The 24456-nt window shown below is 33.6% G+C and carries 27 protein-coding genes; 14 read left to right on the top strand and 13 right to left on the bottom strand.

The genetic code is table 11. The features are described from left to right. Positions 1–214: 214 nt before the first annotated feature. Complete coding sequence (locus NG655_RS09250; RefSeq protein ID WP_252159030.1) at positions 215–970, bottom strand: SDR family NAD(P)-dependent oxidoreductase; 756 nt, start codon at positions 968–970, stop codon at positions 215–217. Between the two features lie 2 nt (positions 971–972). Next, entirely contained in the window at positions 973–1839 is an 867-nt protein-coding gene (locus tag NG655_RS09245; RefSeq protein WP_252159029.1) for an aldo/keto reductase, read from the bottom strand. 148 nt (positions 1840–1987) lie between these two features. Between NG655_RS09245 and NG655_RS09240 the strand changes: the two genes are divergently transcribed. From NG655_RS09240 to NG655_RS09205, 8 genes are read left to right on the top strand one after another with little or no spacing between them, the layout of a single operon-like run. Continuing rightward, the gene (locus NG655_RS09240) at positions 1988–2989 is read left to right on the top strand and encodes an AAA family ATPase (RefSeq protein ID WP_252159028.1); all 1002 of its coding nucleotides are present in this window, start codon (positions 1988–1990) and stop codon (positions 2987–2989) included. A 37-nt stretch (positions 2990–3026) separates the two neighbouring features. Next, entirely contained in the window at positions 3027–3893 is an 867-nt protein-coding gene (locus NG655_RS09235; RefSeq protein WP_252159027.1) for a DUF58 domain-containing protein, read from the top strand. A 2-nt stretch (positions 3894–3895) separates the two neighbouring features. After that, positions 3896–5515, top strand: a complete 1620-nt coding sequence (locus NG655_RS09230) for a BatD family protein (RefSeq protein WP_252159026.1) — start codon at positions 3896–3898, stop codon at positions 5513–5515. Position 5516: 1 nt separating this feature from the next. Then, entirely contained in the window at positions 5517–6521 is a 1005-nt protein-coding gene (locus NG655_RS09225; protein WP_252159025.1) for a vWA domain-containing protein, read from the top strand. Positions 6522–6523: 2 nt separating this feature from the next. Continuing rightward, entirely contained in the window at positions 6524–7567 is a 1044-nt protein-coding gene (locus tag NG655_RS09220) for a vWA domain-containing protein (protein ID WP_252159024.1), read from the top strand. Positions 7568–7570: 3 nt separating this feature from the next. Next, complete coding sequence (locus NG655_RS09215) at positions 7571–8413, top strand: tetratricopeptide repeat protein (RefSeq protein WP_252159023.1); 843 nt, start codon at positions 7571–7573, stop codon at positions 8411–8413. A 6-nt stretch (positions 8414–8419) separates the two neighbouring features. Next, positions 8420–10183, top strand: coding sequence for a BatD family protein (locus NG655_RS09210; RefSeq protein ID WP_252159022.1), 1764 nt, complete (start codon positions 8420–8422; stop codon positions 10181–10183). Further along, a complete protein-coding gene (locus tag NG655_RS09205) occupies positions 10180–10938 on the top strand; it encodes a tetratricopeptide repeat protein (protein WP_252159021.1) in 759 nt (252 codons plus the stop codon). The genes NG655_RS09210 and NG655_RS09205 overlap by 4 nt, the downstream gene beginning before the upstream one ends. Here NG655_RS09205 and NG655_RS09200 read toward each other — a convergent pair. Beyond that, a complete protein-coding gene (locus NG655_RS09200) occupies positions 10930–11439 on the bottom strand; it encodes a CvpA family protein (protein WP_252159020.1) in 510 nt (169 codons plus the stop codon). The genes NG655_RS09205 and NG655_RS09200 overlap by 9 nt on opposite strands. A 68-nt stretch (positions 11440–11507) precedes the next feature. Between NG655_RS09200 and NG655_RS09195 the strand changes: the two genes are divergently transcribed. Together NG655_RS09195 and NG655_RS09190 are read left to right on the top strand one after the other, a co-directional pair. Beyond that, the gene (locus NG655_RS09195) at positions 11508–11876 is read left to right on the top strand and encodes a hypothetical protein (protein WP_252159019.1); all 369 of its coding nucleotides are present in this window, start codon (positions 11508–11510) and stop codon (positions 11874–11876) included. A gap of 21 nt (positions 11877–11897) precedes the next feature. Beyond that, on the top strand, positions 11898–12914 hold the full coding sequence (locus NG655_RS09190) for a phenylalanine--tRNA ligase subunit alpha (RefSeq protein ID WP_252159018.1): 1017 nt from the start codon (positions 11898–11900) through the stop codon (positions 12912–12914). Here NG655_RS09190 and NG655_RS09185 read toward each other — a convergent pair. From NG655_RS09185 to amaB, 3 genes are read right to left on the bottom strand one after another with little or no spacing between them, the layout of a single operon-like run. Beyond that, positions 12911–13945 (bottom strand): NAD(P)H-dependent glycerol-3-phosphate dehydrogenase, encoded by a 1035-nt coding sequence (locus tag NG655_RS09185; RefSeq protein ID WP_252159017.1) that lies wholly within the window; start codon positions 13943–13945, stop codon positions 12911–12913. The two genes, NG655_RS09190 and NG655_RS09185, sit on opposite strands and share 4 nt — an antisense overlap. Positions 13946–13973: 28 nt before the next feature. Continuing rightward, positions 13974–14411 carry a hypothetical protein gene (locus NG655_RS09180; RefSeq protein WP_252159016.1) on the bottom strand — a complete coding sequence of 146 codons (438 nt, stop codon included), beginning with the start codon at positions 14409–14411 and terminating at the stop codon, positions 13974–13976. 43 nt (positions 14412–14454) lie between these two features. Then, positions 14455–15993, bottom strand: a complete 1539-nt coding sequence (gene amaB / locus NG655_RS09175; RefSeq protein WP_252159015.1) for an L-piperidine-6-carboxylate dehydrogenase — start codon at positions 15991–15993, stop codon at positions 14455–14457. 117 nt (positions 15994–16110) lie between these two features. Here amaB and NG655_RS09170 point away from each other — a divergent pair, with 117 nt between their 5' ends. Next, a complete protein-coding gene (locus NG655_RS09170; RefSeq protein WP_252159014.1) occupies positions 16111–17130 on the top strand; it encodes an isoaspartyl peptidase/L-asparaginase family protein in 1020 nt (339 codons plus the stop codon). After that, complete coding sequence (locus NG655_RS09165; protein WP_252159013.1) at positions 17123–17431, top strand: antibiotic biosynthesis monooxygenase family protein; 309 nt, start codon at positions 17123–17125, stop codon at positions 17429–17431. Before NG655_RS09170 ends, NG655_RS09165 begins: the two co-directional genes overlap by 8 nt. Before the next feature lie 17 nt (positions 17432–17448). Here NG655_RS09165 and NG655_RS09160 read toward each other — a convergent pair whose 3' ends face one another. Next, positions 17449–18123, bottom strand: coding sequence for a hypothetical protein (locus tag NG655_RS09160; protein WP_252159012.1), 675 nt, complete (start codon positions 18121–18123; stop codon positions 17449–17451). 191 nt (positions 18124–18314) lie between these two features. On the opposite strand from NG655_RS09160, the gene NG655_RS09155 reads away from it, so the two are divergent. Then, positions 18315–18569 (top strand): hypothetical protein, encoded by a 255-nt coding sequence (locus NG655_RS09155; RefSeq protein WP_252159011.1) that lies wholly within the window; start codon positions 18315–18317, stop codon positions 18567–18569. On the opposite strand, the gene NG655_RS09150 is transcribed toward NG655_RS09155, so the two are convergent. Beyond that, entirely contained in the window at positions 18548–19003 is a 456-nt protein-coding gene (locus NG655_RS09150) for a CYTH domain-containing protein (protein WP_252159010.1), read from the bottom strand. The two genes, NG655_RS09155 and NG655_RS09150, sit on opposite strands and share 22 nt — an antisense overlap. A 48-nt stretch (positions 19004–19051) precedes the next feature. Between NG655_RS09150 and dinB the strand changes: the two genes are divergently transcribed. After that, positions 19052–20152, top strand: a complete 1101-nt coding sequence (dinB, locus tag NG655_RS09145) for a DNA polymerase IV (protein WP_252159009.1) — start codon at positions 19052–19054, stop codon at positions 20150–20152. On the opposite strand, the gene pyk is transcribed toward dinB, so the two are convergent. The 5 genes from pyk to NG655_RS09120 all read right to left on the bottom strand — a co-directional run bounded on the left by pyk (position 20149) and on the right by NG655_RS09120 (position 24353). After that, on the bottom strand, positions 20149–21576 hold the full coding sequence (gene pyk / locus NG655_RS09140) for a pyruvate kinase (protein ID WP_252159008.1): 1428 nt from the start codon (positions 21574–21576) through the stop codon (positions 20149–20151). The genes dinB and pyk overlap by 4 nt on opposite strands. Then, on the bottom strand, positions 21576–22046 hold the full coding sequence (locus NG655_RS09135) for an IPExxxVDY family protein (protein ID WP_252159007.1): 471 nt from the start codon (positions 22044–22046) through the stop codon (positions 21576–21578). The genes pyk and NG655_RS09135 overlap by 1 nt, the downstream gene beginning before the upstream one ends. Before the next feature lie 84 nt (positions 22047–22130). Beyond that, on the bottom strand, positions 22131–22850 hold the full coding sequence (rnc, locus tag NG655_RS09130; protein ID WP_272876374.1) for a ribonuclease III: 720 nt from the start codon (positions 22848–22850) through the stop codon (positions 22131–22133). Positions 22851–22858: 8 nt separating this feature from the next. Beyond that, positions 22859–24109: a beta-ketoacyl-ACP synthase II gene (fabF, locus tag NG655_RS09125; RefSeq protein WP_252159005.1), complete on the bottom strand. Its 1251-nt coding sequence runs from the start codon at positions 24107–24109 to the stop codon at positions 22859–22861. Between the two features lie 10 nt (positions 24110–24119). Next, positions 24120–24353 (bottom strand): acyl carrier protein, encoded by a 234-nt coding sequence (locus NG655_RS09120; protein WP_252159004.1) that lies wholly within the window; start codon positions 24351–24353, stop codon positions 24120–24122. Positions 24354–24456 lie beyond the last annotated feature (103 nt).

Below are 24456 nucleotides of genomic sequence, written 5' to 3'. Positions count from 1 at the left end.
TTCTATGGTACAAACCTATATTTTGCTTTTAAATATAATGGAAGTGGAAAAACTGCTCATGATGGTACCTATGAATTGGATGATTTTCGTATTTTTGAATCCCAACCCAAATAAAAACTATTGTTATGTCTTATGTAATTCAAAAAATTTTAGCCTTCATCGTTGAAATAATCAACATGATACTTCTGTTATTTTCATAGAATTATCATAATTTTTACTCCAAAGTATTTTTATTAATTACCGTCGCACTTGCTTGTGCTGTTGGTAAAATAGTTATGTCTGCTAAGGTTACATGTTCAGGAGCATTGATCATGAATAAAATAGTATTTGCAACATCTTCGGCTTGTAAAGCATCTAGTTGGCTGTACACAGCAGCAGCTTTTTCTTGATCCCCTTTAAACCGGACTTCCGAAAATTCTGTTTCTACAAGGCCAGGATGAATAGCACCTACACGAATTCCGTATGAATTAAGATCAATTCTTAAACCTTGTGTAAAAGCGTCTACCGCAAATTTACTGGCGCAATAGGCGTTTCCTTTTGGATATACTTCAATTCCAGCAATCGATCCAAGATTAATTATTTGCCCTTTTTTTCGAGTGGTCATTTCAGGTAATATAGCCTTAGTTACATACATAAGTCCTTTTACATTTCCGTCGATCATTGCGTCCCAATCGTCTAAATCTGCTCCAACAACGTCATCTAATCCATGTGCATTTCCAGCGTTATTTATCAAAACGTCTATGGGTTTAAATTCCTCAGGAATTTGAGCTATAGAATCAAAAACTGCTTCTCGATCACGAACATCAAAATGTAGTGTATGAACTTCAGTCGGAAGCTCTTTTTTTAAATCATTAAGTCGATGTTCTCTCCTTCCGCATAAAATTAAACGTGCTCCCTGAGAGGCTAAAAAAGTTGCTGTTGCTTTTCCAATACCGCTTGTAGCTCCGGTAATGAGTACTGTTTTGTTCATAATTATGGTACTTTATGCCCCCAACTAGCTTCTAGTAATAAAAACCAGTCTTGTATTTTAAGTTTAATTGATAACGCATCAACAGCGTCTTTAAGTCGTTCCTTTTGAGTTGTCCCAACAATAGGATGAATATTTGCAGGATGGTGAAGTAACCATGCTAATAAAATCTGATCTTCGGAAGCGTTGTATGTTGAACACATTTTTGACAGTAAGGGTTTAATGCGTTTGTTTTGATTATTATCTTCTTTAAAATAACTCCCTAAAGGGCTCCAAGCCATTGCTCCAATTTGGTTTATTGACATGTAGTTTAAGGTGTCGTCGAACATTGAATTAGATTGGGTTAATGAGCATTCAATTTGATTCCATTCAATCAGATTCTCAGAGCTTAAAAGACTCATTTGAGAAGCTGTAAAATTAGAGACCCCAAAACTTTTCACTTTTCCTTGGCTTTTAAGGTGATCGAAAGCTTTTGCAATTTCTTTTGGGTCCATTAATGGACTGGGCCTGTGAAGTAATAAGACATCTATATAGTCTGTTTTTAGGTTTTGAAGTGATTTTTCTGTAGACCAAATAATATGTTCAGCAGAATAATCATAGTGCTTAACTTCTAACGGACGCTGCTCGCTTGGGTATTGAATACCACATTTAGTTATGAACTGAACCTTAGATCGATCTACGTTACTTTGATTGAAAGCTTCTCCAAAGTCTGCCTCAGTAGTGTAACCACCATAGATATCTGCATGGTCAAATGTGCTTATTCCTAATTCTAAAGAATCTTCTATTAAGTTGCTCATTTCTGAGGTGGTGTAATTTTTCCCCCAAGCTCCCCAAGTCATTGTTCCAGCAATAATTTTCGAAAATGTATCCATACTTTTCATAATAAATGAATTTACATTTAAATTTAAACTTTAAACTGAATTTAGACCACTGTTTTTTCTAACTATTTTAACCAATTGTTAACAAGACTTACGTTTTAATTTTTCCATTTTTGTATACCAAAATTATTTAGAAGATCTTATGGAACATAACACCAAGGTAGATATTACCGCTATTAACGAAAAAATCGAAAAGGAAAGTGCCTTTGTCGATTTATTGACATTAGAAATAAATAAAGTTATTGTTGGCCAAAAGCATATGGTCGAGCGTTTATTAATTGGTCTTTTAGGACGGGGACATATTCTGTTAGAAGGTGTTCCAGGGTTAGCTAAAACGCTTGCTATTAATACACTAAGCAAAGCTGTTAAAGCAGATTTTAGTAGAATTCAATTCACACCAGATTTGTTGCCTGCAGATGTTGTGGGTACCATGATTTATAACATTAAAGACAATGACTTTTCTATAAAAAAAGGACCTATTTTCGCAAACTTTGTCTTGGCAGATGAAATTAACCGTGCTCCTGCTAAAGTTCAATCAGCACTTTTAGAAGCCATGCAAGAAAAGCAAGTTACCATTGGAGACACTACTTTTCCATTAAAACAACCTTTTTTAGTAATGGCAACTCAAAATCCGGTAGAACAAGAAGGAACTTACCCTTTGCCAGAAGCACAAGTAGATCGATTCATGCTTAAAACGGTTATCGATTATCCATCCATCGAAGATGAACAAATAATTGTTCGATCTAATTTAATGGCTACACAAGAAAAGATAAAACCTGTTGTTACTACAAAGCAAATTATTACCGCCCAAGAAACTGTTCGTTCCGTATATATGGATGAGAAAATAGAGAAGTATATTTTAGACTTAGTTTTTGCTACTCGTTATCCAGAACGTTATGGCTTAAAGAAAATCAAACCTTTAATCAGTTTTGGGGCATCTCCTCGTGGAAGTATTAACCTGGCAACAGCTGCCAAATGTCATGCTTTTCTTAAACATAGAGGTTATGTAATACCAGAAGATGTTCGTGCCATTGTATATGATGTACTAAGACACAGAATCGGTTTAACTTATGAAGCCGAAGCAGAAAATATAACTACAGAAGATTTAATTAGTCAGATTATTAATGAAGTTGAGGTACCTTAATTTTTATTTTAATTAATAAAAAGGAACGTTTATCTAAATGGACACAAAAGAACTTTTAAAGAAAGTAAGGAAAATTGAAATCAAAACAAGGCGCTTGAGTGATCATGTTTTTGGTGGAGAATATCACAGTACTTTTAAAGGAAGAGGAATGACTTTCAGCGAGGTACGTCAATACCAGTTTGGAGATGATGTGCGCGCTATTGATTGGAATGTAACAGCTCGATACAATGAGCCTTTTGTTAAAGTTTTTGAAGAAGAACGAGAACTTACTTTAATGCTTGTTGTTGATGTAAGTGGATCAGAGTTTTTTGGAACTGGAGAGCAGTTTAAAAGAGAGGTTTTAACTGAAATTGCTGCAACACTCTCCTTTTCTGCACTCCAAAATAACGATAAGGTGGGTATGTTATTATTTTCCGATCAGGTAGAATTATTTATTCCACCTAAAAAAGGACGCACCCATGTTTTAAGAATTATTCGTGAGCTTTTAGAATTTGAACCCCAAAGTAAACAAACCGATATTGGGAAAGCTTTAGAGTTTTTGTCTGGGATCTTAAAAAAGAAAGCAATTGTATTTTTATTATCCGACTTTATGGACGATTCTTATGAAAAAACACTGAGAATTACAGCAAAGAAACATGACTTAACAGGAATTCGAGTATACGATAAAAGAGAAGTAGAAATGCCTAATATTGGTCTTGTTCCTATGTTGGATAGTGAAACATTGAAAACTAAATGGATCAATACTACATCCAAAACGGTTCGGAAACAATATGAACTCGCACATCAAAAGCAGGTAGATGCTTTTGAAACCTTATTTAGAAAAAATGGTGCAGGGACCCTTCATTGTAGTCTCGAAGAAAGTTATGTGAAAAAACTCTTAAGCTATTTTAAAGCAAGAATATAAAGATGCAAACTAAATTAATTTTATTTTTTTCTGTTTTTCTGTTTTCATTTTTAAATGGATCTGCACAAATTTCAAACGAGATTATAGCGGCTATTGACTCAACAGAATATAAAATAGGAGAACAAATTGATGTTCGTTATCAAATTAAAGGGGATAGTCTTTCAGTAATTCAGTTTTCTGAAGAACCAAATTTTGCTCCTTTTGAAATTCTAGAAGTCTTTCCTTTAGATACAATTCAAGCTCAAACTAATTATTTATTTACCAAAAAGTATGCATTAATTCAATTCGATTCTGGAAATTATGTCATCCCAAGGCAGAAAATTCTTATAAATGGATTGAATGCATTTTCAGATTCGATTAATGTAAGAATAAATACAGTTGTAGTTGATACTCTTAAACAACCACTATATGACATAAAACCTCTGATTGCTTTGGAGCGAGGTTATTCAAAATTGATTAGACAAATATCGATCTCAGTTATTATCTTAATAATTATCGCTTTGTTGATATACTTAGGATTAAAATTTAAGAAAAAAAGAGAAGAGAAAAGAAAAGAAATACCTCCTTTTGATCGAGCCTTATTGGAGCTTAAAGCATTAGAAGAAGAACGTCCAAGACTACAAGAAGAATATAAAGACTACTATTCTAAATTAACCGATGTTGTTCGAAGATACCTTGAGGAAGAAGCGAACATAACCGCTTTAGAAAGTACCTCTAGAGAATTACTTAAAAAACTTGAATTACTAAAAGACGCAGGTAGGTTAGAATTAGATAGCGAGACTTTACGCTCTTTAAAACAGGTTTTAGAGAATGCTGATCTGGTTAAATTTGCTCTTTCTGCTCCTGAGTTTGAGATAGCAACAAGAGATAGAAGTTTGGTTGAAGATGTGGTTATAAAAACACAAGAGGCATTACCAGAACCTACACAAGAAGAGCTAGAAGCAACTGCAGCTTTTCAGAAAGCGCTAAAAATTAAAAAGCGTCAAAGACAATTAAAAATCGCTGGATTAAGTGCACTAGGTCTAGGAGTTGTAGCTCTTTTAATTTCTATTAAAACATTTGGTTTTGATCATATTAAGGACACCGTATTCCAATATCCAACAAAGGTTTTACTGAATAATCAATGGATTAATAGTCAATATGGGACTCCACCATTGCTATTAGAAACTCCGGAGGTTCTAGTCAGAAAAGCAAATACTCCAAATGGAATTACTGTTTTTTCTGCAGGTGACCCTTTCAATTCTGTCTATGTGGAATTAAGTTTTCAAGATCAAGAACCTCCAGAACAAGGAAAAGAAGAAACGGAAGAAGAACAGCAGCAAAAAACCCAAGAATTGATCAATGGTATTTTAAATTCCCTTCAAGAGAATGGAGCTACAAATATGCTTATAAATCCAGATCCTTTTTCTACAAAAGACGGAACAGAAGTAATACAATTGTCAGGGACACTAGATATAAAAGAAGTCGATCAAGATTATGTTCGTTGTAGAATTAGATCCATAGTTTTGCCTTTCAATCAAGCTCTTGTAGAATTGAGAATATTATATGCAAAAGAAGATCGTTACGGTAAAGAAATAGAAAATAGAGTAATAGAATCACTCGAAGTTTTAAAAGAATTATAACGTGTTTGAAGGAATAGAATTAGCGAATCCAGAATATCTGTGGTTGTTTATAACACTTCCACTGATTGTTGTATGGTACATATATAAGCGTAAATTTCAACAAGCAAGATTAACGATTTCATCAATTAAAGGTTTTGAAGGAGCACAATCAAAGTTGTCTTTTTTTCAACCCATATTGTTTGTCTTTAGAATAGGGGCTTTGGCCTTAGTTATTTTAGCATTATCTCGTCCTCAGACAGTAGATGTTTCTACAAGAACAAAGACCAACAAAGGAATTGATATTGTAATGGCAATAGATGTTTCGTCAAGTATGCTTGCCCAAGATCTTAAACCGAACCGTTTAAATGCATTAAAAGCGGTTGCTTCAGATTTTATAGATGATCGTAAAAGCGATAGAATTGGATTGGTTGTTTACGCTGGAGAAAGTTATACTAAAACACCGATTACTAGTGATAAAAGGATTGTTAAAAATGCGCTCCGAAGTATACGATACGATGGTGTAATCGATGATGGTACTGCCATCGGAATGGGATTGGCAACTGCTGTTAATCGATTAAAAGACAGTAGGGCTCAAAGCAAGGTTATTATTTTATTAACGGATGGAGTTAATAATTCCGGTTTTATAGAACCAAAAATAGCATCAGAATTAGCAGTTGAGTTTCAAATTAAAACTTACACAATAGGACTTGGAAGCAATGGAACAGCAAGAGCTCCAATAGGAATTTTGCCTGACGGTAAATTTCAATATGGATTAACAAAGGTTGAAATTGACGAAGCGCTATTACAAGCAATTGCCGATGACACAGGAGGATTGTATTTTAGAGCAACAGACTCTAAAAAGTTAAAAGACATTTATGAAGAAATTAATAAGTTAGAAAAATCAGAAATTGAAGAAATAAAGTACTACAATTACGAAGAAAAATATAGACCTCTTTTATTAATAGCCTTAGGGTTATTATTTTTTGAATGGGTTTTGAAAAACACAATTTTTAGAAGTTTTATATAATAATGTATCAATTAGACGCACCGATTTATTTTTATGTTTTTGGACTACTCCCTGTTTTGTGGGTCGGTTATATTCTTATATCTAACTGGAAAAAAAAGTCTCAAGAACGATTTGCATCTTCCAGATTAATGGAAGTATTGAGTCCAGAACGTTCTAGCTTTAAACCTTTACTCAAACTTGTATTAATCAGCCTTGGAATTAGTTGTTTAATTCTGGCACTTGTAAATCCTAAAATAGGAACTCAATTAGAAACTGTAAAAAGAGAAGGGGTTGATATTGTTTTTGCAATAGATGTTTCTAAAAGCATGCTTGCAGAAGACATTGCGCCCAACCGTATTGAAAAAGCAAAACGATTGGTTTCTGCTTTACTCAATCAGTTGGCAAGCGATCGAGTTGGAATTATTGCATATGCAGCACAAGCCGTCCCTCAGTTACCCATAACAACAGATTATGGAGCCGCTAAAATGTTTTTACAAGCGCTCAATACGGATATGCTTTCATCTCAAGGTACTGCAATAGATTCTGCTATTGATCTTGCAATTTCATATTTTGATGATGAAGATCAGACCAATAGAGTTGTCTTTATTTTATCCGATGGAGAAGATCATTCAGAGGATGCAATGGCCGCAGCAGAACGAGCAAAAGAAGAAGGGATCAAAGTTTTTACTTTTGGTGTGGGTACAGACAAAGGAGCTCCAATTCCTATCAAAAAAAATGGAATTGTTGAGTCGTATAAAAAAGATCAAGAAGGAGAGGTCGTAATTACAAAAAGGAATTCCGAGATTCTTGCATCAATAGCAGACATAGCAGAAGGTTTTTATACAGATGGGAATGATACCCAGGCTGTTTTAGAATTTGTTTCAGAGACTTTAAAGCAAATGGAGAAAAAAGAATTTGAAGCTAAAAAATTTGTGAGCTATAAAGACCGCTTTCAAGGCTTCCTTATTGCTGGATTTCTATTACTTTTGATAGAGATTTTACTTTTTGAAACTAAAACTAAGTGGGTTCTAAAATTGAACTTATTTAATGAAAATAATAAAGAATAATAGATGAAACTAAAAGAGCTAAACTTCTTGTTTTTGTTGTTTTTTTCAACCTTTATTTGGGGTCAAAATGAATCTGCCAATAATTTGGTTGTTGATGGAAATGAATCCTATAATCAAAAAGAATATATTGGCGCTGAAGTTCAGTACCGAAAAGCTGTTTCTATTGATCCCAATAAAACGGAAGCGCTACATAATCTAGGAAATAACAATTATAGAATTAAAGACTATGGTTCGGCTTCTCAACGTTTTTTTCAAACCCAAAAAAGTTCGGATTCAAAAGAAGAAAAACATGCTGCTTTTCATAATCTAGGAAATGTTTACATGCAACAAAAAGACTATACTCAAGCAGTTGAAGCCTTTAAAAATGCTTTAAGAAATAATCCTGGTGACGAAGAGACACGATACAATTATGCTCTTGCTAAAGAACTTTTAGAGAAAGAAAAACAAGAAAATCAACAAGATCAGCAGGACCAAGATAATCAAGATCAAGAAAATCAAGATCAAGATAAAGAAGGAGATCAAGATCAAGACAAGAAAAACGATCAGGGAGATAAAGAAGATCCAAAAGAGAAAGGAGAAGACGAGGATAAAAAAGATGGGAAAGATGGAGATTCTGAAGATGAATCGAAAGAAAAACCTAAGGATGATAAGCCTAAAAATCCTGAAAAAGAAGCAAAAGGTGATGAAAAGAAAAAACAACCTCCTAAACCTAAGCCAGGTCAAATTTCACCAGAACAAGTTAAGAGTTTACTTGAGGCAATGAATAATCAGGAGAAAGGTGTTCAGAAAAAAGTAAACGCCGAAAAGGTAAAAGGGGTGCCTTTAAAAACAAAAAAAGACTGGTAAATTCTTATGTTGAAGAAAATATTTTTAATATTATTTTTATTAGTTCTAGCTTTTAAACTAGAAGCTCAAGTAACCTTTAAAGCAAAGGTTAGTAAAAACCGAATGGGTTTAAATGAGCGATTAAAAGTAAGTTTTGAAATGAATAAGAATGGTGATAATTTCACACCGCCTAACTTTGAAGGGTTTCGTGTTGTAGGGGGACCAAATCAAGCAACAAGTAACAGTTGGATAAACGGTAAAAGAACATTCTCTAGATCCTATACATACTTCCTTAACCCCACCCGAAAGGGTAAGATTAAGATTGGTCAAGCTACAATCGAGATCGAAGGAGAAATATACAAAACAACCCCGGTCTCTGTCGAAGTTACGGAAGCGGTTGCTAAACCAAACCAAGGAGGGAATGCTGATTATATTGCAGATCAAAGTGTTCATTTAGTAGCAGAAATTTCAAATCCTAATCCATATTTAAATGAGGCAATAACGGTTGTATATAAATTGTATTATTCTCCTCAAGTGGGTATATCTAACGTTAATGAATTAGAAAGTCCGGGCTATGGTGATTTTTGGAGCAACTTGATTCCAATCAAAAAATTGGAAATGAAACAAGGGGTTTATAAAGGCACAACATATAATTATGTTACATGGCGGAAAGCAGTTTTATATCCTCAAAAGACAGGTAAGTTAACCTTAGAACCTCTTACCCTAAGTATGACTGTTCAGGTTCCATCTAACAGGCGTGATATTTGGGGGAGTTTAATCAATAGACAAGTTCCAAAAGTAATTACAGCTGGAAAAAGAACAATTAATGTTAAGGAGTTACCTGAGGAAGGAAAACCAATCGATTTTAATGGAGCTGTAGGTGATTTTGATCTGAAATTTGATTTAAATAAAGATGTTTTAAAAGCTTCAGAATCTTTTCAAGCAACTGTAAAAGTTTCTGGGAGGGGTAATTTAAAATTATTTAATTTACCTAAAATCAATGTGCCTGCATCTCTAGAAGTTTATGAACCAGAACACACTGAAAACATAAAAACAAACTTACTGGGAATGAAAGGGAGTATTCAGGATTCCTATACAATTGTTCCAGAGTTTCAAGGAAATTATCCAATTCCTTCAATTTCATTTTCATTTTTTGATCCAAATAAGAAACAATATAAAACTTTAGTTTCAGAAGAATATATGGTCAATGTTAACGAGGGGCCTATAAAAGGTGGTGTTGTTAATCCTAAAGGATCCTCTTTGGTTTTAAAGCCAACTTTAAACGAAGATCAATTTGTATTTATAGCTTTAGAAACAGAATTTAAATCCATAAGTTCTAGCATGCCATTTTTTGGAAGTAGAAATTTTTATTTTATTCTAATTTTCCCTTTTGGACTTGTTTTTTTACTTTTTGTATGGCTCAAAGCACAGCAAAATAGATCTAAAGACCCAATGACTTTAAGGCAAAAATCAGCTAATAAATTGGCTCGAAAATACTTGAGTTCTGCCAAGAAAACACTAGGAGATAAGGAATTGTTTTACAACTCTTTAGAGCGAGCCCTGCACAATTATTTAAAAGCAAAATTACATATTGAAACATCAGAATTTAGTAAAGATAAAATTTCAAGTTTACTAAGAGAAAAAGAGGTAGATTCTTCATCAATTAAAGAATTTAATAACATTCTTAAATCTTGCGAAGCCGCACGATATGCACCTGCGACTTCAGTTAGTATGCAAGAAGACTTTGATCGAGCTTCAAAATTAATTTCAAAAATGGATAAACAGTTATGAAAGTAATATATTCTTTTATCGCATTTATTTTCTTTGGTTTTTTGTCATCTGCCCAAACTCCAGAAGCACTTTTCGACACAGGGAATAACTTGTATAATTCAGGTTCCTATGAAGAGGCAATTGAAGTGTATGAACAGATTTTAGGATTGGATATTCACAGCCCTGAGTTATATTTTAATTTGGCAAATGCATATTATAGAATCGGAAAAGTAGCTGAGAGTGTTTTTTATTTTGAAAAGGCAAAACTGTTAGATCCAGAAAATAAAGACATCGACATTAATTTACAATTTGCTAAGAATATGTCAATGGATGCAATTGAAATGCTTCCAGTGAGCTTAGGAGATCGAGTTATTAATTCAATAACATCTTTGTATTCTGTTTCTGCTTGGGCAAAAATATTAATTGGTTTGTCAATAATTTTATCACTTCTTTTTTCGCTCTATCTACTAAATTCAAACACAGTATATAAACGGATTTATTTCACTTCTTTTTGGTTACTTATGGGTGTGTTTATATTTTTATTTACGCTGACTTATTCAAGAAATGAAGAGAAGATAAATCAACGTTTTGCTATTATTTTTGATACTCAAGTTAATATTTTGGGGGAACCAAATGATCGCTCGGAGGTGTTATTTATTTTACATGAAGGAACAAAAGCTGAGGTGCTTGACTCGCTAGGTAGTTTTTATAAAATTAAAATAGCTAATGGTTCAGAAGGATGGATTGAAACTTCTTCGTTGAAAACTTTAAACTAGCTTATTTGGGATTAAGTCTTTTTTCCCTAGCACCCATTCCAAGACCTCACTTCCAATATTTTTTATAGGGCCATAAAACTTAGAATCTGCAATAATATCTTCTTCCATAAAGGTAAATAAAAAGTCGAATTGATCTAAGATTAAGGCTACACCACTTAGAATTAATACGTATTTTAAGGCTCCAAAAAAAGCTCCAAAAATCCGATTTAACCCTCCAAGAGCTGCCAATTTCAATATTTTTGTTAAAAACTTAGCGAGTAAATTTACCCCAATAATGATTCCGATGAAAGTAATAATAAACATTACTCCAGCAGGAGGGACTTGGTTTAAGTCAATATATTGTCCAACTAATTCTCCAACACGAGTAGAAAACAATAAAGCACCAACTAGCCCTAGTACTAATGCAATTAAAGAAGCTGCTTCGACTATAAAACCTTTAGAGAATCCTTTTACAGCCCCAAATAGTACAAGGCCAACTATGGCAATGTCAATGTAATTCATGTTTCAAATATAGATATATTTTTGAGTCTATGTGCCTTCCCTTTTTATGAATGCTTTATCTTTGTGATATGCAAAAAGCATCAGTGAAAAACCAAGAGTTAAAAGAACAGTGGGATGAACTTGTTTCAATTCTAACGGAACGCTTTTCTGAAACAGAGACCATCGATATTGAGGGGATTCTATATTTAGTTGGACTACAGGAGTTAGGTCAAGTTCATAAGCGTTTTAAGAAAGAAGATAATGTGGATATAATCCATATCGGGATTTGTTCTGTTTTAGAACCTTTTGGGTATTATGCCTTTGATTATTTCGATGATGATCGTTGGCCTCATTTTAAATTATTAGAAGAATTACCTCCATTGAAACCAGGAGAACAGAGTATTTTAATGAAAGAAGCTGTTGTGTATTACTTCATCCAAAAAGGATTAATTCAATAGTATAATTCGTATTTTTACAGCATGATTAAAACCGTTAAAGAACATCTTGCAAAAGTCGCAGAATTTGCTGCTACTGATCTTGAAGCAATAGAACAATTTAGAATCCAATATTCTGGAAAAAAAGGGATATTAAATGATCTTTTTGCAGCCTTTAGAGAGGTTCCAAATGAAGATAAAAAAGAGTTTGGTCAGGTTTTAAACCAACTAAAAACAGCGGTTGCAGAAAAAGTTGAAGCTTTAAAATCATCTCAATCCTCTAATACAAATTCAGGAGTTTATGGGGATTTATCTCGACCTTCATTTCCACTAGAATTAGGAAGTCAGCACCCATTAACGGTTGTAAAAAATCGAATTATAGATATATTTTCTCAAATTGGTTTTAATATCTCAGAAGGTCCCGAAATTGAGGATGATTGGCATAACTTTACAGCTTTAAACCTTCCTGAATATCATCCAGCAAGAGATATGCAGGATACCTTTTTTATTCAAACCAACCCTGATATCTTATTAAGAACGCATACCTCTTCGGTTCAGGTTCGTTATATGGAAAACAATGCGCCTCCGATTCGAACCATTTCTCCTGGGCGTGTATTTAGGAATGAAGCTATTTCGGCACGTGCTCATTGTATTTTTCATCAAGTAGAAGGGTTATATATTGATAAAAACGTTTCATTTGCTGATTTAAAGCAAACACTAAGCTATTTTACTCAAGCACTTTTTGGGAAGTCTAAAATACGTCTTAGACCTTCTTATTTTCCTTTTACGGAGCCAAGCGCTGAGGTTGATATTTATTGGGGCCTAGAAACGGAGGTTGACTATCGGATTACTAAAGGAACGGGATGGTTAGAAATTATGGGTTGTGGAATGATCGATCCAAATGTTCTTAAAAACTGTGGAATTGATCCGGAAGAGTATTCTGGTTATGCTTTTGGAATGGGTATCGAACGTATTGCCATGTTACTTTATCAAGTAAGTGATATCCGCATGTTTTTTGAAAATGATGTTCGTTTCTTAAAGCAATTTAAATCAACTCTTTAGTCGAGTTTCTTCGTTAATTTTTCGAAAATTTTATCGGGTCTTTTACCTTCATATAAAATAAGATATACAGCTTCTATAATCGGGGTGTTTGTCTTAAACTGCGAATTAATAAATCGAGCAGATTTACTTGCGTAATATCCTTCTGCAATCATATTCATCTCGATTTGAGCTGCCTGTACAGTATATCCTTTTCCAATCATATTCCCAAAAGATCTATTTCGGCTAAAAACAGAATACCCAGTTACTAATAAATCTCCTAGATAAGCAGAATTATTTATGTTCCTTTTCATTTTATGAACATCTTTAATAAATCGCTTTGTCTCACGTATTGCGTTACTCATGAGTACGCTCTGAAAATTATCTCCATAGCCTAAGCCATGTGAAATTCCAGCTGCAATTGCATAAATATTTTTAAGCATCGCTGCATATTCGGTTCCGATAATATCGTTAGAAACTTTGGTTCGAATATATTTAGTTTTAAGCATAGATGCTATACACTTAGCATAGGTTTGATCTTGGCAGGCAACCGTTAAATAGGAAAGTTTTTCCATAGCAACTTCTTCGGCATGACAAGGTCCGCATACAACCCCAATTCGGTTGATAGGTACTCCATAATCTTCATTAAAAAATGTCCCGGGAATCTTCATGTTTTCAGGAATAACTCCTTTAACTGCAGAGACTACGATTTTATCTTTCAAGGAAACGTTTAGTTTTTTAAATTCATCCAATATAAACGCAGAGGGTATTGCAACTATTATAATATCTGCATTTTTAACAACAGAATTAATGTCCGAGCTAATAGCTAAACGTTTAGTTTTTAGTCTAGTTGAGGTTAAGTAATTAGGGTTGTGATTATATTTTTCAATGAATTCTTTATTTTTTTCATTTCTAATATACCAACCTACTTTCCTTTTGTTTTCTATTAAAATCTTGATTAGTGCAGTCGCCCAACTTCCCCCCCCAAGTACTGCAACTTTAAGTTTAGCTTTTAGAATAATGGGTTTGATTTCTGGCCTTTTGCTTGTTGTCATAAGGATGTGTTGAAATGTTTTTTAAGTTCTATTGAAACCAAACATTCCAAGGAATTCTTGAAAGAATTAAAAGAAAACCGAGCGTGTAAAATATACCAATCCGAGAAAATTTCTTAGCATCTAAAGATTGGCGTTTGTGCATTGACCATCCCATCGTAATTAGTACAATTGCTAATAGGTTAATGGTAGGGTGTTCAACTAAATATAAACGAGCTGTGTTGTCCTTCATAACTTCTCCAACTCCATTATCCCATTGACTAAGTCTTGGAGAAACAAAATATAATATCAATCCAATTAAAAACTGAATGTGTGAAGTGATTAACACAAATAAAGATCTTCTAAAATCGGTAGAGTCAAACGTTTTTTTCTTCGCAATCCCAACCAAGGCATTAGCAATAGCGAAAACTAAAAGGAAAAGAACAATTACAGCCCAATAGGAGTGTGCAGTTTTTAGGAATGAATACATTTTTTAATGTTTTATGATCCTGTAAATATAATAAATCTTATGGTTATAAATCGAATTTAATGCCTTGAGCTAAGGGTAAATCATTGGAGTAGTTTATGGTGTTAGTTTGTCTTCTCATATATACTTTCCAGGCGTCGGAACCACTTTCTCTTCCACCTCCAGTATCCTTTTCTCCACCAAAAGCTCCACCAATTTCAGCTCCAGAAGTACCAATATTAACATTGGCGATCCCGCAATCACTTCCCCAGTGAGACAAGAAAGTTTCTGCCTCCTGCAAATTTTGGGTCATTATTGCAGAGGATAACCCTTGTTTTACATTGTTTTGTAATTCGATTGCATGTTCTATGGATCCCGAATACTTAATGAGATACAAAATAGGGGCAAAAGTTTCTTTTTGTGCCATCTCACTAGAAGGTTCTACTTCTGCAATTGCAGGTTTAACATAACACCCGCTTTCATAACCAGTTCCCGAAAGTAGGCCACCTTCAACAATCCATTTACCACCTTCTTTAGTTATATTTTTTAAAGCTTCTAGATAGTTTTTTACAGAGTATTTGTCAATTAAAGGTCCAACATGATTTGAAGAATCTAAAGGGTTTCCAATTTTTAATTGACTGTATGCAAATTTAATTTTTTTGGAGACTTCGTTGAACACAGACTCATGAATTAATAGCCTTCGAGTCGATGTACAACGTTGTCCAGCAGTCCCAACGGCACCAAATACCGCTGCCAGAAGTGTTGTTTTAAGATTTGCATCAGGGGTGATGATGAGTGCATTATTTCCTCCTAATTCAAGTAATGATTTCCCAAGTCTAGCGCCAACTTTTGCAGCAACTTTTCTACCCATTTTTGTAGATCCAGTAGCAGATATCAAAGGAACTCTTCTATCTTCCGATAACCATTGTCCAACTTCAGCACCCCCATTTATTAAACAAGAAATTCCCTCAGGCATATTATTTTTTTTGAGTATGCCGCCAATTATTTTTTGACAAGCGATAGAACATAGTGGTGTTTTTTCACTAGGTTTCCATACCGTTACATCTCCACATACCCATGCTAAGGCTGTATTCCAAGCCCAAACTGCGACTGGAAAGTTGAAAGCTGATATAATTCCAACGATACCCAGTGGATGGTATTGTTCATACATTCTGTGATTTGGTCTTTCAGAATGCATCGTCGTCCCTTGAAGTTGTCTCGAGAGCCCAACTGCAAAATCACATATGTCTATCATTTCCTGAACTTCTCCAAGACCTTCTTGAAGCGATTTCCCCATCTCAAAGGACACTAATTCACCTAGAAGTTCTTTTTTTTCACGTAACGAATTTCCGAATTGACGGACTAAATCGCCCCGGACTGGAGCTGGTATTTTTCTAAACTTTAAAAAAGCTGCCTCAGCAGTATTTAATACCTTATCATAATCTTCTAATGTTGCTGTTGAGACAATTCCTATTTCGGATCCGTTTACAGGTGAAATTGATTTTATACTAGTTCCTTGAGCAAACCAATTGACTCCTGTAGAACATCCTAGTTGATTCGTTTCGATTTCTAACTTTTTTAAAAGAGATTGATTTGATTTGGACATGGTTTTCAATTAATTGTTTATTTATTAAATGTAAAGATTATTCCTAAAATGGAATCATTTGCGAGGATAATAAAATGATTTTCTATCTTACAATGATTAATCAAATTTCTATAAAACATGAAAGAAGTATTAAAGTTAGTGTTCGTATTGTTCATTGTAAGTTGTACAAGTGTAAAAGGCCCAAACCAACCTACCTTTGGTATCGTTATACATGGAGGAGCTGGGACTATTTTAAAAGAAAATATGACTCCCGAAATGGAACATGCATATGAAAATAAGTTAGCTGAAGCAATTTCAGTAGGACATAAAATTCTTAAAGAAGGAGGAAGCAGTCAAGAAGCAGTAGAAAAAACAATTCATGTTATGGAGAACTCTCCTCTTTTTAACTCTGGAAAAGGAGCAGTTTTAACGGCCGAAGAGTCCATTGCATTAGACGCATCATTTATGAATGGTAATACCCTAGATGCAGGTGCTGTCGCTGGGGTTAAACACATCAAAAATCCGATTAGTGCTGCCATAAGGGTAATGAAAAATTCACCCCATGTTATGTTAGCGGGAGAGGGTGCAGATTATTTTGCTGCAAATCAAGGATTAGATACAGTTCCAGAATCTTATTTTATTACAGAAAATCGGTTAAATGATCTTAGAAGAGTTAAAAAAAGAGAATCTGATCAAAAGGTTTCAATTAATCTAATCGAAGAACAGTACTTTAAGAATCAACGTATTGGTACCGTTGGATGTGTAGCTTTAGATTTACAAGGTAATTTATCGGCAGGAACTTCCACAGGAGGAATGACTAATAAAAAATGGGGACGTATTGGAGATGCACCAATAATTGGAGCAGGTACTTATGCTAATAATGCAAGTTGTGGTGTTTCTGCGACAGGTTGGGGAGAGTTTTTTATCCGATCAGTTGTTGCTCATGATATTGCTGCGCTTGTAGAGTACAGTGGGCTTACAATAAATGAAGCTTCAAAAAGAGTAATGAAAAAAGTAAAAGATCTTGGGGGAGATGGTGGTGTCGTTGTTTTAGATACTAAAGGAAATGTAGCTATGGAATTTAATACTCCTGGAATGTATAGAGCTCATATGGATTCTGATGGAAATCTTGAGGTTAAAATTTATAGAGATGAATAAAATTAATACCCCCTATTATGCTGTTATTTTTACATCTAAATTAAATAAGAAATCTGTAGGCTATGAAGAAATGTCCCAAAAAATGTATGATTTAGCAAAAAATCAAAAGGGGTTTATAGGGTTTAAAAGTGTGAGGCAAGAACTTGGAATCACAATAAGTTACTGGAAAACTCTGCACGACATTACTTCATGGAAAAATAACTTGGAACATAAAAAAGCTCAGAACAAAGGAATTAATGACTGGTATGCATCTTACGAAATTGAGATTTGTTTAGTAGAGAGATGTTATTCTTTCAATTAATCTTTTTAATGTAATTTTCAAAATTCTAAATGTATAAAGCCACTTATTAATGCTATCCCTCCAATTTGACTCTTATGTATTTTAAACGAGGGGCTTAGTGGGTTTTGAGAAACAATTAGATAGGTGTCTTCACTGTTTTTTTGAACTTTATTAAAGAGAATTTTTTGTTCTTTGGTTAAAATAAGATGTGGTTTGTTATTATTTAAAGAATCATTTTCCCTTAGTATTTTACAAGCCAAAATATCTCCTTTATTGTATTTTGGAATCTTAACATTTGAATCATTTTGAATTAAAAAATCAACATTTATTTTTTTGAAAACAGGGATGTCAAAGTAGGATATAATGTGTTCCGTCATTAATGACGACTTGTTTTCTATAAAACTGTATATACCTTCTTGATTTATAAGTGGAATACCTGTTTTCCTTTCATAATTTATTTCTTTTTCCTTGAACTTATTTAAATGGATGTTAGATTCATTTTTATCTAGTACAATAGATCCTTTGCCAGTCAAAAGCCAATAATAATTAAGATTAGGATAAGAGTCAATTATTTTCTCGATCCATTTACTCTGAATATTTGTATTGTTTTTTAACGCTTTACGTATAACCCCCGGACTGGCTCCAATAGTTTTTTCGAATGAATTTACTGATATCCCTTCAGTTTTTATATACTTACCGATTCTTTCAATCATGTATTTTTGTAAAAAACCTTAGGATAATTATCCTAAGATAAAAATTATCAATATATTTAAATATATAATAATATGAAATTAAGAAAATATTCCAAAAAATATATATTATTAAAATATAGTTTTTTTGATACGTAATAAGTGTCTATATTTTTGAGGTTATTTGTTTAGTACTGCCCTTAATCTTTACATTTATGAATAAAAAACAAATAAACGAATTCGAAGCTTTAAAAATTAAAGTAGGAAGAGAGCTAAAAAGGCTGAGAATACAATCTGGATATAGAAGCTATGAAGTCTTTGCTTGGGATAATAAAATTAGTCGTATTCAATATTGGAAGATGGAAAAAGGAACAAATTTCACTCTAAAAAGTTTATTACTGGTTTTAGACATTCATAACCTTAAAGTTGATCAGTTTTTTAATTCCCTTTACGAAGAAGATGATAAATAAGAGTTGTAGAACTCCTTCTTGCCTGTAACCTCCTCATCTATCCAGGGAGGTAATTCAATCGCTTCAGTTTCTGATTGTAATTCTACCTCTGCAAGAACTAAACCTTTGTGATCTGCTTCAAATTCATCAACTTCGAATAACACACCTTTAAAGTAAACTTCAAACCTTGTTTTTTTAATAACTTTAGGTAAACACAATAAGATTAATTCATTTGCTTCTTGAACAGGTATTTCCTTTTCCCATTCATAACGACTTAATCCATTTCCAGAAGAAACACCCTTAATTGTAATAAATCCTTTGTTTTCCCTTATTCTTATTCTAACAGTTCGTTCAGGGTCCTTGGATAGGTATCCTTGTATTATTTTGGTTTTTTTATGGGATTGTTCTTTAAATAAAGAAGAGTTTACCAAAAACTTACGTTCAATTTCTATCATTTAAAAATCCAGTGTTTTATTACAGTTTAAAGATATGTAATTTAGCATATGGAACATGATAATCTAGTTCGAAAAATAATACACATCGATATGGATGCTTTTTACGCATCTGTCGAACAGTTAGATAATCCAGATTTAAAAGGAAAAGCGATTGCTGTAGGTGGAGCTTCGGACAGAGGTGTTATTGCTGCTGCAAGTTACGAAGCTAGAGAGTTTGGGGTACGAAGTGCTATGAGCGGAGTAGTTGCTAAAAGAAATTGTCCGGATTTAATTTTTGTTAAACCCCGATTTGATCGATATAAAGAAGTGTCAAAACAAATTAGGGCAATCTTTTTAGAGTACACAAATTTAGTAGAACCCCTATCACTAGACGAGGCTTATCTTGATGTAACTCAAAACTCAAAAAATGCATTTTCAGCTACATTGCTAGCAACTGAAATAAGAGATAAAATTAAAAAAAAAACAGGTTTAAATGCATCAGCAGGAATTTCTATAAACAAGTTTGTTGCTAAAGTTGCAAGTGATTTTAATAAACCAAATGGTCAGAAAACAGTCCCTCCAGAAGAAGTTACTACTTTTTTAGAATCTTTAGACATAAAAAAATTTCACGGTGTTGGAAAGGTTACTGCTAAACGAATGTATCACTTGGGGATATTTACGGGTAAAGATTTAAAAGATAAATCCGAGTCTTTTTTAACGGAGAATTTTGGTAAATCAGGCAGCTATTATTTCAATATCATACGCGGTATTCATAATAGTCCGGTGCAGCCAATTCGACTTCCTAAATCTATTGGAGCGGAACATACTTTTAGAGAAAATTTGACCAGCGAAGTTTATTTGTCCCAGCAAATAGAAAAGATTGCCCTAGAATTAGATAAGCGAATTAAGCGTAATAAATATTCCGGTAAAACAATTACTCTAAAGATAAAATATTCCGATTTTGTTCAACAAACTAGAAGTAAAACTCTTCCTTTTTATATTTCCGACAAGAGCATGTTAGTCGAGCATGCCCTTCAGTTATTATATCAGGAAAAGCTTCAAAATTCTGTAAGGTTAATTGGAATAACAATATCCAATTTAAATACTTCAAATAAAGAAATTGAACGATCTAAAGAAAAAATGGAAATCCAATTAAGTTTACCTTTTTAAATCAAAGAAACACGAAGTGTGTTTACCATTCCCTTGTCAACGATTGGCATAGCCGCTAAATTAATAAGCATATCTCCCTCGGTGACAAATCCTTCTTTTTTTGCAATGTTATTTACTTCTTCAACTGTGTTGTCTGTACTTTCAAAACGGTCGTAATAGAATGCTTTTACTCCCCAAAGTAAATTAAGCTGAGACAAAATACGTTTGTTAGAAGTAAAAACTAAAATAGTAGCCGATGGTCTCCATGCAGAAATTTGAAAAGCTGTGTATCCACTATTTGTTAAAGTACAAATTGCTTTAGCATTTATTTCATTTGCCATATTTGCAGCATGATAGCAAATAGATTTCGTTATGAATCTTGGAGTTCTTATGTTAGGTGGGTTTTGAGGAACATTAATGAGTGGAGAATTTTCTACACTTTTCAAGATTGATGTCATTGTTTCAATTACTTCTACTGGATACGATCCGACAGAGGTTTCTCCAGACAGCATAACTGCATCAGCTCCGTCCATAACAGAGTTAGCAACGTCATTTACTTCTGCTCTGGTTGGGGTTAAACTATCGATCATGGTTTCCATCATCTGGGTTGCAATAATTACAGGAATTCTAGCTTTTTTTGCTTTTAAAACTAAGTTTTTCTGAATTAAAGGAACTTCTGCAGCAGGAACTTCAACACCTAAATCACCCCTTGCTACCATTAACCCATCGCAATATGCAATGATCTTATCTATATTTTCGATTGCTTCCGGTTTTTCAATTTTAGCAATAATTGGAATTTTGTGATCCGAATGTTCATTAATAAGATCCTGTAGTTCAATTAGATCTTCACTATTTCTTACAAAAGATAGGGCGATCCAATCTACTTTTTGTTTAATTGCAAAAATAGCGTCTTCTATGTCTTTTTCTGTTAAGGCAGGTAAAGAAACGTTTGTATTTGGAAGATTAACCCCTTTTTTAGATTTAAAAGGTCCACCTTGAATTACCTTAGCGCTCACTACTTCTTTTCTATCCGTAGAAATAACTTCAAAAATTAATTTCCCATCATCAAGTAAAATACGTTCTCCTGGATTAACATCCATTGGAAAACGTTGGTAGGTCATATAAGCAGATTTAGCATTCCCTTCAAAAGGTGCAGCGGTATTAAACTCTACAATATCTCCAGGGTTTACGATTGCTCCTTCTTCTATTACACCTACTCTTAATTTAGGGCCTTGAAGGTCTCCTAGAATAGAAATATGAAGATTTAATTTTGAACTTAATTCTCGAATTATCTCTATTCTTTTCGCAACATCAGAATGGTCTGCATGAGAAAAATTAATTCTAAATACGTTGGTTCCTGCGAGCATCATTTTTTCAAGAACTTCTTTATTTTCTGATGCAGGTCCTAGGGTTGCAACTATTTTAGTTTTTTTAAGTAATGGCATTATTCAAAAATTATGTTTTGGTATGATTTTATATTTTTTTCAGGAATACTGTATGCTATTTGTATTTCTGACACTTCTTTTAGTTTATAAATGAATGTTTCATTCGATATGTCGCCTGGTTTCTTAATGAAATAGTTTACCAATTTAAATTCAGGCAAAACGAACTGTTCCAGTTCTAATTTTTCACCAAAAAACAATTGAGAAACTTGTTTAGAATCCTCAGTTTTTGCTTCATATTTATTTGAAAATAAATGCCAATGGTTTTCTTTATCATGGTCATTTTCCCAAACCAACCCTTTTAAACACTGTTTTAAATAAGGTGAATAAAGATCATGGTTTCTTTTGAAATATGTAGCGCAGTTTTTGTTAATGAAATAAGCAAGCTGAAAATCCTCCAAAGAAGAATGAATAGCTATCAATGAAAATGATTCTTCAAATGTTTCCTCTAATTGATACTTTTTGTATTTCATTAACAAGCAAAGATAGTGATTTCAATCCAACTCTAATCAGCTCTTTTTCATTAGAAAGTTAAACCCTTATGAAAACGTTATCGGTTAGATTTTTAATATGCGATGGGCTTTTTTTGCTGCTTTTTCTTCCGCTTTCTTTTTTGAAAGATCTCTAGACTTTGTAACTACTTTGTTGTTTACTAAAATTTTACAATAAAAATTCACGGATGGATCTTTTCCGTTATCTGCTTCTGTTTCAAAAACAAGGTTTTGTTTTTGTTTCTGACTCCATTCGATTAATAAGCTTTTGTAAGAGATTACCTCCTTGTCTAAAGTCTTTATTTCTATATAAGGTTTAAAGAAAATTTCTTTTAAAATAGATTTACAAGTTTCGTAACCTTTGTCAATAAAAATGGCGCCTATTAACGCTTCTAAAAGGTTTCCGTAAACATCATCACCCAGGTTATCTTTCTTACCAGAGAAAACTAGTAGATCAAGCAATCCCATCTGTTTGCCGATAAAATTTAGCTTTTCTCGACTTACTATTTTAGATTTCATTCGAGTAAGTTTCCCTTCGTCTGCATTGGGTAATACTTCGAATAAAAAGCTTGCAACTATTGTGCTTAAGACTGAGTCTCCTAAATATTCTAAACGCTCAAAATTTTGTGGTTTCCCATCCAAATTCTTAATATTCATAGAGCGATGTGTGAACGCCGCTATATAAACATTCTTGTTTTTGGGCATATAACCCAAAAGACCTTTAATCTTGATAAAGAGGTTATGGTCTTTAGTTTTGTTTGACCATAATTTTGGAAAGATTTTCACAATCCAAATTAAGAAATTTCTTTGAATACTACACAAGCATTATGTCCACCAAACCCAAAGGTGTTAGATAAAGCAACCTTTACCTCTCTTTTTTGGGCTTTACCAAAGGTGAAATTGATTTTTGGATCAATTTCTTCATCAGCAGTTTTGTGATTAATTGTAGGTGGAACAATATTATTTTGAATACTCATAATTGAAGCTATAGCCTCAATAGCACCTGCTGCACCAAGTAGATGACCCGTCATTGACTTGGTAGAGTTAATATTCATAGTGTATAAATGCGCTCCGAAAACTTCCTTTATTGCTTTAGATTCAGCAATATCTCCAAGTCCAGTTGAAGTTCCGTGCATGTTAATCACATCCACGTCCTCTGGTTTTAAATTAGCATCCCTAAGACAATTCAACATAACATTTCTTGCACCAATTCCTTCAGGATGAGGAGCAGTCATGTGATGTGCGTCTGCAGAAAGACCCCCACCGACAATTTCAGCATAAATTTTAGCGCCTCGTGCTTTGGCGTGTTCGTATTCTTCTAGAATTAATGTACCAGACCCTTCTCCTAAAACAAAACCATCTCGGTCTTTGTCAAATGGTCTAGAAGCAGTTTGGGGATCATCATTTCGAGTAGATAACGCATGCATTGCATTAAACCCTCCAATTCCTGCGCAAGTAACTCCAGCTTCAGAACCACCCGCTACCATAACATCTGCGTGATTTAAACGAATATAGTTTAGCGCGTCAATTAATGCGTTAGCAGAAGAAGCACAAGCAGAAACTGTTGCGAAGTTAGGTCCTCTAAAACCATATTTTATTGAAATCATTCCTGGTGCAATGTCAGGAATCATTTTTGGAATAAAAAAAGGATTGAAGCGAGGCTTCATGTCGTTTGCAGCAAAGTTTAAAACTTCATTCTGGAATGTTTCTAAACCACCAATCCCAGCACCCCAAATTACACCAACACGGTCTTTATCGACAGTGTCTAATGGGAGTTTGGAATCTTCTATAGCTTCTTGAGTGGAAACAAGGGCGTATTGAGTGAATCGATCTTGTTTACGTGCATCTTTTTTATGCATGAAATCAAGAATATCAAAGTTCTTTAGTTCACATGCAAATTGAGTTTTAAAGTCAGATGCGTCAAAATATGTTATAGGGGCTGCACCGCTTTTACCAGAAACAAGCCCTTCCCAGTATTCGGAAAGGGTGTTTCCAATAGGTGTTAATGCCCCCAATCCGGTAACAACTACTCGTCTTGGAGTCATAAATCTTTTTTTACTTAGCTTGTTCGATGTATTGAATAGCTTGACCAACAGTTGCAATGTTTTCTGCTTGATCATCTGGAATCTGGATATCAAATTCCTTTTCAAATTCCATAATTAACTCTACAGTATCTAAAGAATCTGCACCTAGATCGTTTGTAAAGCTTGCTTCAGTTACTACTTCGTTTTCGTCAACGCCTAATTTATCTACAATTATAGCTTTAACTCTTGATGAAATGTCTGACATAATAAGTTTGTTTTAATTTTGTTTAGGGCAAAAATAAAAAACTTTAAATGAATACATCAAATAACTCGATTTAATTGGTAATTTTTTAACGCTTTTTATATGT

Source organism: Candidatus Arcticimaribacter forsetii (assembly GCF_910589745.1).
Taxonomy (GTDB): Bacteria; Bacteroidota; Bacteroidia; order Flavobacteriales; family Flavobacteriaceae; genus Arcticimaribacter; species Arcticimaribacter forsetii.
This window is presented reverse-complemented; position numbering and strand designations above follow the sequence as displayed.

Bases quoted from the DNA above. Each gene is read 5' to 3' on its own strand.
- NG655_RS09235 (WP_252159027.1), top strand. From the start codon at position 3,027: ATGGACACAAAAGAACTTTTAAAGAAAGTAAGGAAAATTGAAATCAAA.
- NG655_RS09210 (WP_252159022.1), top strand. From the start codon at position 8,420: ATGTTGAAGAAAATATTTTTAATATTATTTTTATTAGTTCTAGCTTTT.
- amaB (WP_252159015.1), bottom strand. From the start codon at position 15,993: ATGTCCAAATCAAATCAATCTCTTTTAAAAAAGTTAGAAATCGAAACG.
- NG655_RS09160 (WP_252159012.1), bottom strand. From the start codon at position 18,123: ATGATTGAAAGAATCGGTAAGTATATAAAAACTGAAGGGATATCAGTA.
- NG655_RS09205 (WP_252159021.1), top strand. From the start codon at position 10,180: ATGAAAGTAATATATTCTTTTATCGCATTTATTTTCTTTGGTTTTTTG.
- pyk (WP_252159008.1), bottom strand. From the start codon at position 21,576: ATGCCATTACTTAAAAAAACTAAAATAGTTGCAACCCTAGGACCTGCA.
- NG655_RS09230 (WP_252159026.1), top strand. From the start codon at position 3,896: ATGCAAACTAAATTAATTTTATTTTTTTCTGTTTTTCTGTTTTCATTT.
- NG655_RS09195 (WP_252159019.1), top strand. From the start codon at position 11,508: ATGCAAAAAGCATCAGTGAAAAACCAAGAGTTAAAAGAACAGTGGGAT.
- NG655_RS09150 (WP_252159010.1), bottom strand. From the start codon at position 19,003: ATGATAGAAATTGAACGTAAGTTTTTGGTAAACTCTTCTTTATTTAAA.
- NG655_RS09180 (WP_252159016.1), bottom strand. From the start codon at position 14,411: ATGTATTCATTCCTAAAAACTGCACACTCCTATTGGGCTGTAATTGTT.
- NG655_RS09170 (WP_252159014.1), top strand. From the start codon at position 16,111: ATGAAAGAAGTATTAAAGTTAGTGTTCGTATTGTTCATTGTAAGTTGT.
- NG655_RS09240 (WP_252159028.1), top strand. From the start codon at position 1,988: ATGGAACATAACACCAAGGTAGATATTACCGCTATTAACGAAAAAATC.
- fabF (WP_252159005.1), bottom strand. From the start codon at position 24,109: ATGACTCCAAGACGAGTAGTTGTTACCGGATTGGGGGCATTAACACCT.
- NG655_RS09200 (WP_252159020.1), bottom strand. From the start codon at position 11,439: ATGAATTACATTGACATTGCCATAGTTGGCCTTGTACTATTTGGGGCT.
- NG655_RS09215 (WP_252159023.1), top strand. From the start codon at position 7,571: ATGAAACTAAAAGAGCTAAACTTCTTGTTTTTGTTGTTTTTTTCAACC.
- NG655_RS09190 (WP_252159018.1), top strand. From the start codon at position 11,898: ATGATTAAAACCGTTAAAGAACATCTTGCAAAAGTCGCAGAATTTGCT.
- NG655_RS09245 (WP_252159029.1), bottom strand. From the start codon at position 1,839: ATGGATACATTTTCGAAAATTATTGCTGGAACAATGACTTGGGGAGCT.
- NG655_RS09165 (WP_252159013.1), top strand. From the start codon at position 17,123: ATGAATAAAATTAATACCCCCTATTATGCTGTTATTTTTACATCTAAA.
- NG655_RS09220 (WP_252159024.1), top strand. From the start codon at position 6,524: ATGTATCAATTAGACGCACCGATTTATTTTTATGTTTTTGGACTACTC.
- NG655_RS09135 (WP_252159007.1), bottom strand. From the start codon at position 22,046: ATGAAATACAAAAAGTATCAATTAGAGGAAACATTTGAAGAATCATTT.
- NG655_RS09250 (WP_252159030.1), bottom strand. From the start codon at position 970: ATGAACAAAACAGTACTCATTACCGGAGCTACAAGCGGTATTGGAAAA.
- NG655_RS09185 (WP_252159017.1), bottom strand. From the start codon at position 13,945: ATGACAACAAGCAAAAGGCCAGAAATCAAACCCATTATTCTAAAAGCT.
- NG655_RS09120 (WP_252159004.1), bottom strand. From the start codon at position 24,353: ATGTCAGACATTTCATCAAGAGTTAAAGCTATAATTGTAGATAAATTA.
- dinB (WP_252159009.1), top strand. From the start codon at position 19,052: ATGGAACATGATAATCTAGTTCGAAAAATAATACACATCGATATGGAT.
- NG655_RS09155 (WP_252159011.1), top strand. From the start codon at position 18,315: ATGAATAAAAAACAAATAAACGAATTCGAAGCTTTAAAAATTAAAGTA.